Below are 15,586 nucleotides of genomic sequence, written 5' to 3'. Positions count from 1 at the left end.
GCTATCTTATATACAGCTTATTGGGACTCATGACGGCGACGAGGGGTGCGGTTGGCACGACCCGGGCGGACGCCGCGCTGGCCGCCTTCACGCTTGCCTCCCTCGTGGCGTTCGTGACGGTCATGACCGCGATGCTCACGCGGAGCGGGGGCGCTGCCTTCGGGAGCCTCCGGCTTGTCTAGGCGATCGAGCGAGATCTTGCCCGTCTTGGGGTCGATCTCGAGGACCTGCACCTTGACGGTGTCGCCGAGCTGCAGCACATCCTCGACCGAGCCGACGCGGCCGTTGGCAACACGGGAGATGTGCAACAGGCCGTCCTTGCCGGGGGTGAGCTTGACGAAGGCGCCGAAGTCCTTGATGCCGACGACCTCGCCCTCGAAGATCTCGCCGACCTCGGGCTCTTTGACGATGCCGAGGATCATGGCCTTGGCAGCTTCGCCGGCCGGGCCCTCGATGGCGGCGATGTGGATGGTGCCATCCTCCTGGATGTCGATCTGCGCGCCGGTTTCATCCTGGATGCCGCGCACGACCTTGCCACCGGAGCCGATGACGTCGCGGATCTTGTCGACGGGGATATGGATGGTCTCGATACGCGGAGCGGTGTCGCGCAGCGTTGCGCGCGGCTCGGGCAGCTCGGCGAGCATGGCCTTCAGGATGTGCGCACGGCCTTCGTGGGCCTGCTTGAGCGCACGGCCGAGGATCTCGGTGGACAGGCCCTTGGCCTTGTTGTCCATCTGCAAAGCGGTGATGCCCTTCTCGGTACCGCAGACCTTGAAGTCCATATCGCCGAGGAAGTCCTCGATGCCCTGGATGTCGGAGAGGATGACGATGTCGTCGCCTTCCTTGATAAGACCCATGGCGATGCCGGAGACCGGGGCCTTGATGGGCACGCCCGCATCCATCAGCGCCAGCGTAGAACCGCAGGTGGAAGCCATGGAAGACGAGCCGTTGGACTCTAGGATCTCGGAAACCACGCGGATGGCGTAGGGGAACTCGTCCTCGGAGGGGATCACCGGAAGCAGGGCGCGCTCGGCGAGCGCGCCGTGGCCGACCTCGCGGCGCTTCGGAGCGCCCATACGGCCCGTTTCACCGGTGCAGTACGGCGGGAAGTTGTACTGGTGCATATAGCGCTTGCCCTCGGCCGGGTCAATGGTGTCAAGACGCTGCCACTCGTTGAGCATGCCGAGCGTGGCGATGGAAAGCGCCTGGGTCTGACCGCGCTGGAACAGGCCGGAGCCGTGGACGCGAGGCAGATAGCCGGGCACGATGTGCAGGGGGCGGATCTCGTCGGCACGGCGGCCGTCGGCGCGCTCACCGGTCTCGATGACCATGGCGCGCATGGCCTTCTTCTCAAGGGCCTTCAAGGCGGCGGCGATGTCGGAGCCCCAAGCGGAAAGCTCCTCCTCGTTGAAGGACTCCTCCTTGATGCGGGCCTTAAGCTCTTCGACCTTGCCCATGCGAGCCTGCTTGTCGGCATCGCTCAGAGCCTGGGACATCTCGTCGAAGAACGGGGAGATGCGCTCATCGATGGACGGGTCGGCGACGTGGATGGGCCACTCGACCGGGGTGATGTCGCAACGATCGAGGAAGCGCTGCTGAGCCTCGCAGAACTTCGCGATGGCCTGCTGGCCGAAATCCATGGCGCGCAGCATAAGATCCTCGGAAACCTCATTGGCCCCGGCCTCGACCATGGAGATGTAATCGGCGGTACCGGCGATGGTGAGCTCGAGGTCGGAGGTTTCCTGCTCCTCGTAGGTGGGGTTCACGATGAACTCGTCGGTCTCGGGATTATGGGCGATGCGCACGCAAGCCGCAGGGCCGTCGAACGGGGCGCTGCCGATCATAAGGGCTGCCGAAGCGCCGCCGACGCAGATGCAGTCGGGAGCGTTCTTGCCGTCGCACACGAGCGTGGTGGCAACGATGTGCACCTCGCGCTTGAAGCCGTCGACGAAGCCGGGGCGGATGGGGCGGTCGATCATGCGGGCGGTCAGCGTGCCCTTCTCGGACGGACGCGCCTCGCGCTTGAGGTAGCCGCCGGGGATGCGGCCAACGGAGTACATCTTCTCCATGAAGTCGACGGTCAGCGGGAAGAAGTCGTAGTTCTTCTCCTCTTTGGAGATGACGGCCGTGACGAGCACGGTGGTCTCGCCCTGTGTGACCAGGACAGCGCCGGTAGCCTGCTTGGCCAGCTCGCCCGTTTCGAAGCGGTAGGTCTTGCCGTACAGCTCGAAGGACTCGACGATCTTTTCCATGTGGTGTTCTTTCCTTCTCTATTCCTTGACCGCCGTAGTGCGGGCAAGCTTCTTCGGCAAGGGGTACTCACGTTTCCCGCTTGCCGCGAGCAGGCACGCCCTTGCGTACCCGACCGCTATGCAAAAGCCCGCGCAAGGCTGCGCGGGCTTTCGTTGACTAGATGTTGTCGCGGATGCCGAGCTTCTTGATGAGGGCACGGTAACGCTCGATGTCGCGCTCCTTGATGTACTTGAGCAGGCCACGACGCTTACCGATGAGCATCATCAGGCCACGGCGGGAATGGTTATCCTTCTTGTGGGTCTTCAGGTGCTCGGTGAGGTTGCGGATACGCTCGGACAGGATGGCGACCTGCACGTCCGGGTTGCCGGTGTCATGCTCGTTGGCGCCGAACTCGGCGACCAGCTCTGCGGTGCGCTCTTTCGTGATGCTGAGTTTGCTAGGCATGCTAACTCCACCTTTCCTGCGGGCCTTGCCCGCCTTCCGTGCAGCTATCGCTGCGCTCTACTTGCTTTCCGCTGGGATCCATGCTGGATGGGGACCAAGCTGAAAGTGGCTGCCGATACGGCAACTTGTCTAGAATACGATGACCGGGCGCTTGCGCGCAAGTGCAACGGACCCACCTGCACAGCTTGCGCACATATCACCTGCCTGCGCTTATTGCGCTTGACGGGCCTCGCGCAGGGCGCGGACAAGTTGGTCGGCACAGCTAGTGGAACGGCGACCGCAGGTGTTGCCCTCGAGCACGGCCGCGACATCGTCGATGTTCTTGCCGTTGACCAGCTTGCCGATGGCCTTGAGATTGCCGTCGCAGCCGCCGACGAAATCCACGTGCTTGATGGTGTCGCCGTCGAGATCGACGTGGATCTCTCGCGAGCATACGCCCTTGGTTCGATAGGTGTACATATTCGTTTCCTCTCTCTTGGATGGTGAAAGTATGCCATAGCGACAGACGGGCTAGCCCCTATGGGGGACAAGCATCTAAAACAATCCGCAGGTGAATAGGAAATTGAGCGCCTTTAAGCGAATGGAGGCGTGCACCTGCGCCCAGGTTTGGCATAGGCGAAGCGCATCGAAGACGCACGACTGATCGACCTGGATCGAAGCGATATCCGAAAAGCGCATCCCTAGCAGCGCGCTTGCCCAGGAAAGCGTTTCCGGGGCAAGGCCGGCAACGTCGGAGACGCGGCATGCATCGCACACCACACCGCCCTCGCTGCACGAGAACGCTATGGTTCGATGGGCCGAGCTCCCCACTTCGCAGGCCAAAGGCTCGCCGCAAACGCAGCAGCGATCCAGCGAAGGGCGGATGCCCAGAAACGCGAACGCCTTGAGCAACCAGGCTGCGCAGATGGCGGGCCCATGCGCGGAATCTGCCGAGGCAAGCACATCGAGGGCCGTTTGCGTAAGCGGGAACAGCTTCGGAACCTCAAGACCGGGCTGCGTGATGCGATCGAGCAGCTCGACGATGGGAGCCGCGCAGGCGGAAAGCTCTATGCTTTCACGCAGCGCGGCATTGCCGGCGACCAAACGCGCTTCCTTGACGATATCGAGCGAACGCCCTCGGGCCAAGAGCACATCCGCCTGCGAATACAGTTCCAGTCGGGAGCTGAACTGGCTGCTAGGTTTTCGGGCTCCTTTCGCAACCGCCCGAATCTGCGAGCCATCCTGCGCAAGCAGGGACAGGATAAGATCCGACTCCCCCAACTTGGTCTTTCGCAGCACGAGCACGCGGGCGTTGTAGGTGCTTTGCGCCACGGGTTACTTAAACGATACCGACGCGACGTTGTTCGAGGAGTCGAAGGTTATGGTACCCGATACCTGTTTCGAATTCCCCGCGACCGATATGGTCTGCCCCAGAACCGATACCGACTTTGAAGCCTTGCCCGATGCGGTGAAGGCAACCGTGTCGTTACCCTGATAGGAGACGCTATCGACCGAGGACACGGAAAACGACGACCCATCCGAAGCGGTCAGCGTGGTCGAGGTAAGATAGGAGCGCGCGGCGGCGGTTAACTCGCTGGCGCGGGACTTCGCAAGCGAGATGACGACGATGGTATCGGAGGGGACCTTCGAGCCCGCTGCGGGCTCGACGCCCATGATGGCCCCTTCGCTTGCGGTTTCGCTGTACACATATACCGCCGTAGAAGACAGCCCCGCATCCTTGATCGCCTGCACGGCCTGGTTATAGCTCATGCCTGAAACGTCGGGCACGGTATAAGCCTGCGCCACCTTGAGCGTGATGCCGGTGGAGGCCTTCGCCTTCTCCCCCTCCTCCGGGCTGACGGAAAGGACGGTGCCCTCCGGCTCGTCAGAGCGCTCAAGCTGCACATCGACGTTTTCGAACCCGTTGTCCGAAAGGGCCTTCAATGCGCTGTCCTGGCTGGAACCGACCACCTTGGGAACAGTGCGCGAAGTGGACACGTGGATGACGACCTCGGCGCCCTCCTGCTGGCGTGCTCCAGCGCCCGGGTCCATGAGCAGGACAAGGCCCTCTGTGGAATCGGAGGGAACGGTTGTGGAGCGAACCGTGAAGCCCTTGTTCTGCAACATATATGTAGCGTCGGCCTGCGTCATGCCCGTGACGTCGGGAACGACCTTCCCGCCCCATAGCTCCATCTGATACGTGACGCCTGCAGCGACGCCCGCCGCGATGAGCACCGCCAGCGCCACAATCGCAGCGATCCTGGAACCGGGGAGCCGCTTGCCCTTGGATTCCGACTTCTTGTCGTCTTTCGACTTCATTTCAGGGGCGACGGGCTTCGCCTTCTTTTCGGCGTGCTTAGCCTGTTCCTTCTCAGGCTGATCGGCAGCAGGCTGAGTTTGCTTGGAGTTCTCCAGGTTGTGCTGCTGGGACTCGCAAGCCTTGGCCTTCTCGGCTTTCTTCTTCTTACGGTCGCGCGTCTTCTTGTTGGGATCGGGCGCGATGAAATCCTTTTGCTGCGACAGGTCGGCATCGGTGATACGCGGCATCTGCATAGTGTCACCCGAATGCCATGCGGCCTTAGGGGGCACATACCCGGGATACACAAGGAACTCGTCGAAGCCGGACAGGTCAGGCTCCCAACCCGACTTGATCGCCGGCGAAGCAGGCTTGGGGCCGAGCGTTTGGGTTTTCTCGGACTCGAAGGCAAGGTTGCGGATATCGGGAAGATCGAGCACGTGCGTGCGCTGATGCGCAACATCATCGGCGTCGCCGTGGCTTCCTTCAAACTGATTCGCCGCGTCCTCTTCGACTTCCTGAGAGCTTTCGGTTGCGTCTTGCTGAGGCTGAAAGTCATCTTGCATTGCGATATCGGAGCTGTCGGCATCGTCGGCATCCCCGGCTGTTGACTCTTCGTTGCTGCATGCCATGTCGCTCGCGTCTTCAGCGTCCTCGTCTGACGCGAGCGCATCGTCGAGCTGCACAACAGCCCCGGAATCGACGTCTTCGCCATCCTGACCGCCATCTGCCGCTTCAGCGTTTTCGGCGTCAGCTTCGTGCATATCGGGAACGACTTCGTCTTCGGTTGGTTCTTCATTGTCGATGATGTTCAACGCTTGGGCAGGTTCCGCACCTTCGATCTGCTCGAAGGCGGCACGGGGCAGCTTGGCCCCGCACTCGTCGCAGAACTTCGCGCCATCGCGATTTTCCGTGTGGCAAGAAGGACAGATCATGCTTGAAACTCCCTTGCGCGTGCTTACATTATGGTTTCCTGCAAATTGTACCGAAAAACAGGATTGAGGTGCCGCTTGGCACCCCAATCGCAAAATATCTTATAAACCTGAAAACAACCTGCTACAAGCCCTCGCCGTACCCGAATCGGCGGATTTGCGTAGCGTCGCGGCGCCAGTTCTTCTTAACCTTCACCATAAGGTCAAGGTAAACGCGCGTGCCGAGCAACTGCTCGAGATCCTCACGGGCCTCCTGGCCGATACGCTTGATTGCGCTACCGCCCTTGCCGATGATGATGCCCTTCTGGGAATCACGCTCCACGTAAATGCGGGCCAAGATGCGGTTGAGGTCCTTCTTCTTTTCGTACTCCATGTGCTCGATGGTGACGCCGATGGAGTGAGGGACCTCGTCACGGAACGTTCGGAGGATCTTCTCGCGAATGAACTCGGCGACGATGACCTCGATAGGCTGATCGGTTTCCATATCCGCCGGGAACCACGCCGGACCCTCGGGCAGGAAGCACTGGACCTCTTCGATGAAGGCGTCCACGTTGTAGCCGGATTCGGAGGAAAGCCCAACCATGGCATCCCAGTTCGCCAGCTTCTTAGCAGCCTCGGCCTGTTCGTGCATTTGCTCAGTGGTGACCAAGTCGCCCTTGGAAAGGACGCAGATCTTCTTCGCGTGCTTGCAATGCGGGCCGTCAAGCTGGGCTGCCACCCACTCGTCGCCACGGCCGACGGGCTTGCTAGCATCGATGAGCATGGCGATGACGTCAACGTCTTCAAGCGCCTTGAGCGCCGAGGTGTTCAGCTCCTCGCCAAGCGCATCGTGGGGCTTGTGAAGGCCAGGAGTGTCCACGATGATCATTTGCATATCCTCGCGAGTGTAGACCGCGCGGAAACGATGGCGGGTGGTCTGGGCGGTGTTGGAAGTGATGGCGATCTTCTTGCCCATGATAGTGTTGAGCAGCGTCGACTTTCCCGCGTTGGGTCGGCCGATCAGCGTGACGAAGCCGGATTTGAAGCCCTCGCCCGAAGGGGGCGCGGCATGTCCGAAGTATGCGTCGAGGTCCATAAGACTCCTAGGTTCAAAAGGTTGATTACGATGCCAAAAAGGCCATAATCGGCGGAATGAAAACGATGCAGCCGACCACAAAGGAAGCAAGGGCACCCGCAAGCGCAGCACCCGCTGCGCAATCCTTCGCACGTCGAGCCAGTTCATGATACCCGGGACTGGCAAGGTCGACCACCGCCTCGATGGCCGTGTTGACCGTTTCAAGCGCGAACATCATGCCGATGCAGACGATGACGGCAAGCCATGAAGGCGTATCGATACGCAAGCCGAAGCCAAGCGCTATCGCAACCACGGCCATGCATGCGTCGATGCGTAGATTTCGTTCGCTGCGAACCGCTTCGAAAAGCCCGCGCCCGGCATTGGAGAAGGCGGATGTAAGCTTGTAGCGCTGCCCTTTTCCCTTCGTTTCAGCGGAGCGTACGAACGGCTTGTTGTCAGGGGATGTACCGCCCATGGCCGCTATCGCGCATTCCAGGCGGCCAAGATCTCATCTTCCAAGGCCTCCATGACCTTGGCGTCTTCCTCGACGATGTGATCGTAACCGCACAGATGCAGCAGGCCGTGAACGAACAGCAGGCTGACCTCCTGCTCGAACGTGGTGCCGAACTCATGGGTTTGACGTTCGGCCACATCGGGCGCGATGACGACGTCCCCAAGCTCGTAGACATCGCCGAAGCCCGCCGGGACCATATCGGAAAGCTCATCCTCGACGCCGTCGCATTCAAAGGACAGGACGTCGGTGGGACCTTCCTTTCCACGATATTGCTCGTTGAGGCGGGCGATCTCCTCGTCGGTCACGAAGTTCAAGGACACCTCGGTGTTCTGAGGCTTTTCCTGATGATCGAGCACGAACTGAGCGAGTTCGACAAGCGGCATGTCCTTGAGGTCATCGCCGCGGTAATCATAATTGATTTGAACGTCCATTGCTGCCCTTCTTCTGCATGGCGTCGGCCTGTGCGCGGTCGTACGCCGAAACGATGGCCGCCACGAGCGAGTGGCGGACCACATCCTTACCCGAAAACCTGCAAAACGACACGCCTTCGATGTCGCCGAGGATATCTTCGATGCCCTTCAAACCCGATACGCCGCGTGGCAGGTCGAGCTGGGTGATATCGCCGGTGATGACCATCTTCGAACCGAACCCAAGGCGCGTGAGGAACATCTTCATCTGCTCGGGCGTGGTGTTCTGCGCTTCATCCAAGATGACGAAGCTGTCGTTGAGCGTTCGCCCGCGCATGAAGGCAAGCGGCGCTATCTCGATGACGTTGCTTTCGATGAGCTGCTGCGCGCGCTCCATATCGGTCATGTCGAACAATGCATCGTAGAGCGGACGAATATAGGGATCGACCTTCTCGTTCAAGGAGCCGGGAAGAAAACCCAGGTTCTCCCCCGCCTCGACCACGGGACGGGTGAGGATGATGCGCCCGACTTCCTTGCGCTTGAGCGCGGCAACGGCCATGGCCATAGCGAGATAGGTTTTACCGGTACCTGCAGGCCCGATGCCGAAGGTGATGGTGTTTTTGCGGATGGCGTCCACATAATGCTTCTGCCCGGCGGTTTTCGGCCTAATGGCACGCCCACGATATGTGAGCAAGATGTCCTCGCGGAGCATGGAAGGGGTGAACTCGGCCGTGCGCAGCAGATCGAGCGCGCGCTGGATAAACCCCTGATCGGGGGTTCCACCGCCTTCCACGAATTTGAACAGCTCGGAGAAGAGCGCCATAAGCGATTGCACCTCAACGGGATCGCCTTCGAGCACAACCGAATCGCCGCGTACCGTGATACGCGCATCGAACGCCTCTTCGATTATGTGGAGCAGGCAATCGCCGGCTCCCACCACGAGCGCCATGTTCACGGTTGGCGGCGCGGTGAGCGTGATATGCGTTGAATCTGTCATGCCAGCAAGTATAGCACGCCCGTTCGCGGTTGCCTCGCGCACGCGAACGGGCGCACAGGTAGCGCACAAGCTAGAGCGTGACGGAAACCAACTGCCCGATGCGCGCCCCTTGGGGAGCCGGCACCTCGAAATAGCTTTCCGTCATCGCCTGGCCGGCCTCCTCGACCAACGCAAGCTCCGTTGTCCCGGCGCGTTCCGACAGCTGCTGGGCGCGAAGGGCGTCGGCGACCTCGCGCAAATGCTTCGCACGCGCCGAACGGACTTCGGGCTCTATCTGGTCGGCGCGTTCGGCGGCCGGCGTTCCTTGACGCTTAGAGTACGGGAACACGTGAATCTTCGTGAACCTGCACCTTTGAGCAAGCTCCACGGTATCGTTGAACTCCTGGTCGGTCTCGCCCGGGAACCCGCAAATGATATCGGTGGAAAGCGAGAGCATGGGCATTGCGGCGTAAAGCCTCTCGACAAGGCCTTCGAAGTACTCGGCGTCGTAGGGACGATGCATTTCGCGCAGCACCTTCGAGTTGCCCGACTGCAAAGGCAGGTGCAGATGACGGCAGATGCGGCCCTCCGAGCGCGCCATCAAGCCGATCAGATCATCGGAGACGTCGCGAGGCTCGATACTGGAGATGCGGAACCGGCAAGGGGGCTGGCCGGCCTCATGGATATCGGCGGTTTCGGCAAGCAAGCGCTCAAGCAACGCATCAAGGCGATCCCAGCCGTTTTCGGCCAGCTCGCGCCAAGAACCTAGGTTGATACCGGTGAGCACGATCTCCCGAACGCCTTCGCGCGCAAGGGCGACGCACTCGGAAACGACCGCCTGAGCGGGGCGGCTGGAAGCCCGCCCGCGGGCAACGTGCACGATGCAATACGTGCACGCATTGTTGCATCCGTCCTGTACCTTCACGCCGACGCGCGTTCTAAAGCCCTCGCCCACCGCAAGCGGCACGACCCCGTGTCCGATGGGGCCGACCAGGCGATCGAGCACGTCATCGACCTGCGCCTTTCCGGCGAAATGCACGCGTGCGGGGTCCATGGACGTGAACGCGTCGGCATCGATGGCGGCCGCACAACCAGTGACCACCACATCCGAGCTGGGATTGGCGCGCAAAACCTGTCTGACGGCTTTTCGCGTTTTCTTCTCCGCCTCCCCGGTGACGGTGCACGTGTTGACGACCACCACATCGGCGGAATCTGGACCCGTTTCCGCTCCGCCGCGCGCAAGCAGGCCGGAGGCGAACGAATCGGATTCCACGCGATTTACCTTGCACCCGAGATTGACGATTGCGAAGTTCATGCGCGTTCACCTGCCCCCATGCCGCCCATTTCGTACAGCACCAAAGCGGGTGCCACGATACCAGCGGTTTCCGTGCGCAGGATCGAGGACCCGAGCGATACCATGTTCGAGTTAGCATGGCATCCCAAGATTGCGTCCACCTCTTCTTGGGAAAGCCCGCCTTCAGGGCCCACCACGACCGCGATTCGCGCAAGATGGCCTGCTGATGCACTGAGGACAGCCGGACGGAGGGCGTCGCGTAGCAGCGCGGTGCCGGGCGCTTCCTCCCAGCACACGACGACGGCGTCGAAGGCCCCAAGCGCCTCTTTCAGCTGCGCAAGCTTCATAGGCTGATGCACGTGGGCAAGGTGGGTTTGCCCCGATTGCATGGCGGCGCTTTTCGCGATAGCTTGCCATCGCTCGGTTTTGGACGCGGCCTTCTTCGCATCGACCTTCATGATGCTTCTTGAGGCGGCGAAGGGAATGAACTCGGAAACTCCCAGCTCGGTGGCGTGGCGGATGACCGTTTCCATTTTGTCGCCCTTGGCAAGGCCCTGAACCAGGCAAACATGCGCGGCAAGCGGCTTGCCACCAAGATGCCCCGAGATGGCGACGATGGGAGTGGCGCCATCGAAGGACCTGATCTCGCATTCGAAATAATCCTGCGCCGCATCCACCACGGCGATATGCTCTCCGGGATCAAGGCGCAATACCTTGGCATGCTTTGCATCATCGCGCGAAAGCGCCAGCGGGAACTGTTCCTGGACCTCATCGGCCAAAACCTGTTCATCAAGGAAAAACTGAGGGAGCGACACGGGAATCCTTATCTGAGAGCAGAGGGCTTATGGAGCACTTACGGGCATTTCCGGTTCGGTTGCCCAACACCGCTCAAAAGAGGCAGCGCGACTGATCAGCACCCGAAAGCGCCGCCGATTGAGCGACCGAACGGTTGAACGGGACGCGCACCGGAACGAAAACGCTTTGCGCAACCGTTCGAACGCGATTGCGCAAAGCGTCGAGCTCAAGCTTACCCGCTCGAACGCCGAGCGGGTAAGCGATCTAGTTGAACTTGTCGCGCAGCTTTTGCAGCGGCGTGCGAGCTTCGGCCACATCCTCGCCCATTTCATGGGCGAGCTGTTCGAGCAGCTCTCGCTGCTTCTTCGTGACCTTCTTCGGAACCGCCACGGTGACATGGACGTACATATCGCCACGTGCCTCGCTGCGGAAGCGCGGCATGCCGAAGCCCTTCACGCGCACGATCTGATCGTTTTGCAGGCCTTCGGGGATGCGGACCTTGACCTTCTCGTCTTCGAAGATGCCGTCGACCTCGATTTCGGAGCCGAGCGTTGCCTGAACGATGGACACGTTGGCACGGCAATGCAAGTCGTCGCCGTCGCGCTCGAAGAACTCATGCGGTTGGACACGGCACGTGACGATAAGGTCGCCGGAAGCCGCTCCACGCAGGCCCGCCTCGCCAAAACCTGTAAGGCGCAGCTGCTGGGAATCGCGAATGCCGACGGGTACCTCCACCGTGACGCGCTGGCGGTCGGGTACTCGGCCTTGGCCGTCGCATTCGGGGCACGGGTTGTCGATGGTTTGACCGGTGCCGTTGCACTTGCTGCAGGTGGTTGCCGTCTGCATATCGCCCAAGAAGGTATGCTGCACGGTGACCACACGACCCTTGCCGCCGCATTCGGGGCAGGTGACCTGCTTGCCGCCTTCGGCCATGCCCGTACCATCGCAATCGGCGCACGGAGCCAAACGATCGTAGACGATCTCCTTCTTGGCGCCGGTAGCGACCTCTTCGAGGGTCAAACGCAGGCCGACGCCCATATCGCGTCCATCGGTGCGCTGCTGACGGGCACCGCCAGCGCCACCGCCGCCGAAGAAGCTGCTGAAGATATCGCCGAACCCGCCGCCGAACAGATCGTCGAAGTCGACATAGCCGCTGCCGCCGCCAGCCGCGCCGGAAACGGTGCCAAACCGGTCGTACTGCGCCCGCTTATTCGCGTCGCTGAGCACGTCGTAAGCTTCGTTAAGCTCTTTGAACTGGTCCTCGGCATCGGGGGCCTTGTTCACGTCAGGGTGCAGTTCACGCGCCTTGCGACGAAACGCCTTCTTGATATCCGCCTCCGTGGCATCACGGGAGACGCCGAGAACTTCGTACAAGTCCTTCGCCATGTTGGCCGTATCCACCTTTCCATTCCCCAGCGGGCTATCCTGCCGGGTTCCTACAAATCACCGAGCGCGGTGCCCGCGATGCGGACCGCGCGTAATACCTTCGAATAGTCCATGCGCGTAGGGCCGATGACCGCCACCACGCCGGCGGAATCGCCGCGGCCGTAGCGGCTGGCCACAACCGAAACGCCGGACAGCTGGGAGGCTTGATTCTCCGAGCCGATGCGCACCGTGGGCCTGCCATCGGTTTGACATGCCGTGTCGTCAAGGATGTGAAGCAACACCGTGTCGTCCTCGAGCACCTGCATGACGGGAAGCACCGCTTCCGATTGGCTGAACTCGGGCTGCGACAAAAGCGAGCTGAACCCAAGGCTGTGGGCACGAGACCCCTCGCCTTCCCGCAGGCATGAGAGCACCTCGTCGAGCGTCATGCGCACGAGCGGGTCGGCGAACGCCTCCGACATGCCCCGGCCCAATCCGTGCTCGATATCGTGCAGCGTGTTGCCGCCGAACACCTCGTTGAGCAGATGCTGCACGCGCGCCAGCTCGTCGCTGGACACCTCTTCGGCGAAATCCATATGGCGGTTGAACACCTGGCCGTCTTCGGTGACCACCACGACAAGCGCGTTGGTGGGCGTTAGGGAGATAAGCGAAAGCTGCTTGATGTGCAGATCGAGCACCGACGGAGCGAGCACGATGGAAAGGCAGTCGGTTAGGCGCGTCAGGGCTTCGGAGGTCTGCTCGACCAGGTCATCAAGCTCCGAGGCGCTTTTCCTGAGCTTGTCGGCCGCTTCCTGGCAACGTTCGTCCTCTTGCTCGCCGCCTTCCTGGGAAAGCAGATCGTCGACGAAGGCGCGGTAGCCTTGATCGGTGGGGATCCTGCCCGCAGAGGTATGCGGCTGGGCGATATAGCCCCCGTCCTCGAGAACCGAAAGCTCGTTGCGCACGGTCGCAGGGCTTACGCCGAGCTGATAACGTTCGGTAAGCGTGCGCGAACCTACCGGCAGAGCGCGCGCGACGTATTCCTCGATGAGCGCTGCAAGCACTTTTTGACGCCTATCCGAAAGCACGCTTCCCCACCATCCTTTCACCCACTACGGTATAACTGATTCGTAACAGTTAATATTAGCAGCGAGATGGTGTGAGTGCTAAATATTGCACCGAATCGTAAGAAACGGACACCCCTTACGCTAGATCGAACAGAGCGCCGTACAGCTGATTACCGCACAACCACCCACGCTCGGTCGGCCTCCAACGCCCGTCAACGTGCTCGCACAGCCCCTGCTCGGCGAGCGCGTCGAGCGTCTCAGAGGTTTTCGGCAGCAGCTGTGCAGCCCGCTGCACCAGATCATCGGAGATGCCGCGCGACATGCGCATGCTCAGCATCATGTCCTCGGCAGCCATTTCCCCAGCGTCAAGGTCATCGGTGACCTTACCATCTTGGATGCGCATGCGCCGCTCGGCGTTCTGCGTCATGCTGGCCGCGCTGCGCCCCAGACCCAGATAAGGAACGCCGGTCCAGTACGCGATGTTGTGACGACACTCGAACCCGGGCTTCGCATAGCTTGCCACTTCGTAGCGCTTGTATCCAACCCGGGAGAGGATGCGCTCCGCCGCCTGCATATGCTCCGCCTCGACATCGTCGTCGGGCTCTGCAAGCTGGCCGGACAAGACCATGGCATCGAAGGGCGTATGCGGCTCGATGGTGAGCGGGTACACGCTGACGTGGGAAACCCCGCAATCGATGGCGGTCTTAACGCTATCCTCGAACGACTCGGTGCTTTGACCGGGAATGCCGCACATGAGGTCGACGCTGACGTTCTCGAACCGTTCCCGCGCACATGCGATGGCCCGCTTCGCTCCTTGCGCATCATGGGCACGCCCCAAGATGCCGAGCACGTGGTCATCGAAGCTTTGCACGCCGATAGAGAGCCTGTTCACGCCAAGCGCCCAGATGTCGCGCACCATGGAAGAGGTCAGGCTTTCGGGATTCGCCTCCATGGTGCATTCCACATCGGGCTCCAAGCGCATGGAAAGCCCCAGGGTGTAAAGCAACATGGACAGCCGCGGCATGCCCACATGAGATGGGGTGCCGCCGCCGAGATACACCGTCGAGATGCCGCCGAGCTCCCCTTCTTTGGACTTGCGGCGGATCTGCAGACATAGATCTTCCACGTATTCGTCGATTTGCGGGCTTTCGGCGGGCACGGCGGCGGTGGCGAAGTCGCAATAGCTGCAACGCTTCACGCAAAACGGCAGATGCAGGTACAGCGCGCGATAGGGATCATGCATGGCTTCCCGCAATCTCGAGCAGCTCGTCGAACACGGCGTCGAAATCGTCGACGCCCACGCACGCGTTGATCTTCCCGCGCGCCGCAGCGGCGCCGGGAAGGCCCGTCATGTACCACATGGCGTGCTTGCGCATGCGCACGATATTGCGCCCTTCACGCTGCGCGAGCAGCCGCGCATGGCGTCGGGCCATGGCGATACGCTGCTCGACGGTGGGCGCACAAGGCTCCGGTGAGCCTGCAAGCGCCGCAGCGGCCTGGGAGAATATCCACGGATTGCCTTCGGCTGCGCGCGCGATCATAACGGCATCGCAACCGGTTTCGCGCGTGATGGCCACGGCATCGGCGCCGCATTTCACGTCACCGTTGCCGACCACGGGCACGTCCACCGCCTGCTTGACGCGCGCGACGACGCCCCAGTCGGCACATCCGCGATACAGCTGCTCGGCGTAACGACCATGCACGGCAACTGCGGCGGCTCCGGCATCTTGCATGCGAACCGCGAATTCGGGCGCCGTTTCGCAGCCCATGGCCCAACCACGACGGAACTTCACGGTAACGGGATGCTCAACCGCGCGGCTTACCGCCGCCACGATGGAGGCGGCAAGGTCGGGATCGCGCATAAGCGCGCTGCCGTCGCCTTTCGTGACGATCTTGCGCGCAGGGCATCCCATGTTGATATCGATATAGGCGAGATTCTCGCCCATGACCTGCTCGATCCAAGCGGCTTGAGAAGCCATGGTGTCGGGCTCGTGGCCGAACAGCTGAACGGCAACCATATCCTCGCCTTGCGCCAGGTCGAGCAGATGACGCGTTTTCTCGTTGGCGTAGGACAGCCCCTTGGCGGAAACCATCTCGGTATACGTCAGATCGGCGCCTTGCTCGCGGCACAGCGTTCGAAACGCCATATCCGAAACACCAGCCATGGGCGCAAGCAACAGACGATGGCGGCGGAAAAAATCGTACATGCA

Annotated in this window: 15 protein-coding genes; all 15 read right to left on the bottom strand. The window is 61.5% G+C overall.

The window, feature by feature from the left end; genetic code table 11:
* Window positions 1-17: 17 nt before the first annotated feature.
* The 15 genes from SFHG_RS04190 to dusB all read right to left on the bottom strand — a co-directional run bounded on the left by SFHG_RS04190 (window position 18) and on the right by dusB (window position 15,583).
* Window positions 18-2,252 (bottom strand): polyribonucleotide nucleotidyltransferase, encoded by a 2,235-nt coding sequence (locus SFHG_RS04190; RefSeq protein ID WP_042434160.1) that lies wholly within the window; start codon window positions 2,250-2,252, stop codon window positions 18-20.
* A 157-nt stretch (window positions 2,253-2,409) separates the two neighbouring features.
* Complete coding sequence (gene rpsO, locus SFHG_RS04185) at window positions 2,410-2,697, bottom strand: 30S ribosomal protein S15 (RefSeq protein WP_042434157.1); 288 nt, start codon at window positions 2,695-2,697, stop codon at window positions 2,410-2,412.
* Between the two features lie 210 nt (window positions 2,698-2,907).
* Window positions 2,908-3,156: a TIGR03905 family TSCPD domain-containing protein gene (locus tag SFHG_RS04180; RefSeq protein ID WP_042434154.1), complete on the bottom strand. Its 249-nt coding sequence runs from the start codon at window positions 3,154-3,156 to the stop codon at window positions 2,908-2,910.
* A 75-nt stretch (window positions 3,157-3,231) separates the two neighbouring features.
* Window positions 3,232-4,008: a DNA repair protein RecO gene (gene recO / locus SFHG_RS04175; RefSeq protein WP_042434152.1), complete on the bottom strand. Its 777-nt coding sequence runs from the start codon at window positions 4,006-4,008 to the stop codon at window positions 3,232-3,234.
* A gap of 3 nt (window positions 4,009-4,011) precedes the next feature.
* The gene (locus SFHG_RS10080; protein ID WP_052297797.1) at window positions 4,012-5,907 is read right to left on the bottom strand and encodes a PASTA domain-containing protein; all 1,896 of its coding nucleotides are present in this window, start codon (window positions 5,905-5,907) and stop codon (window positions 4,012-4,014) included.
* Between the two features lie 121 nt (window positions 5,908-6,028).
* Window positions 6,029-6,979 carry a GTPase Era gene (era, locus tag SFHG_RS04165; RefSeq protein ID WP_042434150.1) on the bottom strand — a complete coding sequence of 317 codons (951 nt, stop codon included), beginning with the start codon at window positions 6,977-6,979 and terminating at the stop codon, window positions 6,029-6,031.
* 25 nt (window positions 6,980-7,004) lie between these two features.
* Window positions 7,005-7,433, bottom strand: coding sequence for a diacylglycerol kinase family protein (locus SFHG_RS04160; protein ID WP_042434148.1), 429 nt, complete (start codon window positions 7,431-7,433; stop codon window positions 7,005-7,007).
* Window positions 7,434-7,438: 5 nt separating this feature from the next.
* On the bottom strand, window positions 7,439-7,903 hold the full coding sequence (ybeY, locus tag SFHG_RS04155; protein ID WP_042434145.1) for an rRNA maturation RNase YbeY: 465 nt from the start codon (window positions 7,901-7,903) through the stop codon (window positions 7,439-7,441).
* Window positions 7,881-8,876, bottom strand: a complete 996-nt coding sequence (locus SFHG_RS04150; protein WP_042434143.1) for a PhoH family protein — start codon at window positions 8,874-8,876, stop codon at window positions 7,881-7,883. The genes ybeY and SFHG_RS04150 overlap by 23 nt, the downstream gene beginning before the upstream one ends.
* 70 nt (window positions 8,877-8,946) lie before the next feature.
* Window positions 8,947-10,170, bottom strand: a complete 1,224-nt coding sequence (locus tag SFHG_RS04145; protein ID WP_042434140.1) for a MiaB/RimO family radical SAM methylthiotransferase — start codon at window positions 10,168-10,170, stop codon at window positions 8,947-8,949.
* On the bottom strand, window positions 10,167-10,964 hold the full coding sequence (locus SFHG_RS04140) for an RsmE family RNA methyltransferase (RefSeq protein WP_042434138.1): 798 nt from the start codon (window positions 10,962-10,964) through the stop codon (window positions 10,167-10,169). The genes SFHG_RS04145 and SFHG_RS04140 overlap by 4 nt, the downstream gene beginning before the upstream one ends.
* Before the next feature lie 244 nt (window positions 10,965-11,208).
* Complete coding sequence (dnaJ, locus tag SFHG_RS04135; protein ID WP_042435134.1) at window positions 11,209-12,330, bottom strand: molecular chaperone DnaJ; 1,122 nt, start codon at window positions 12,328-12,330, stop codon at window positions 11,209-11,211.
* Window positions 12,331-12,380: 50 nt separating this feature from the next.
* Window positions 12,381-13,397, bottom strand: a complete 1,017-nt coding sequence (hrcA, locus tag SFHG_RS04130; RefSeq protein WP_042434135.1) for a heat-inducible transcriptional repressor HrcA — start codon at window positions 13,395-13,397, stop codon at window positions 12,381-12,383.
* 115 nt (window positions 13,398-13,512) lie between these two features.
* Complete coding sequence (hemW, locus tag SFHG_RS04125) at window positions 13,513-14,619, bottom strand: radical SAM family heme chaperone HemW (protein ID WP_042434133.1); 1,107 nt, start codon at window positions 14,617-14,619, stop codon at window positions 13,513-13,515.
* Entirely contained in the window at window positions 14,612-15,583 is a 972-nt protein-coding gene (gene dusB, locus SFHG_RS04120; protein WP_042434130.1) for a tRNA dihydrouridine synthase DusB, read from the bottom strand. The genes hemW and dusB overlap by 8 nt, the downstream gene beginning before the upstream one ends.
* Window positions 15,584-15,586 lie beyond the last annotated feature (3 nt).

Origin of the sequence: Senegalimassilia anaerobia JC110, from assembly GCF_000236865.1 — a bacterium.
Taxonomy (GTDB): Bacteria; Actinomycetota; Coriobacteriia; order Coriobacteriales; family Eggerthellaceae; genus Senegalimassilia; species Senegalimassilia anaerobia.
This window is presented reverse-complemented; position numbering and strand designations above follow the sequence as displayed.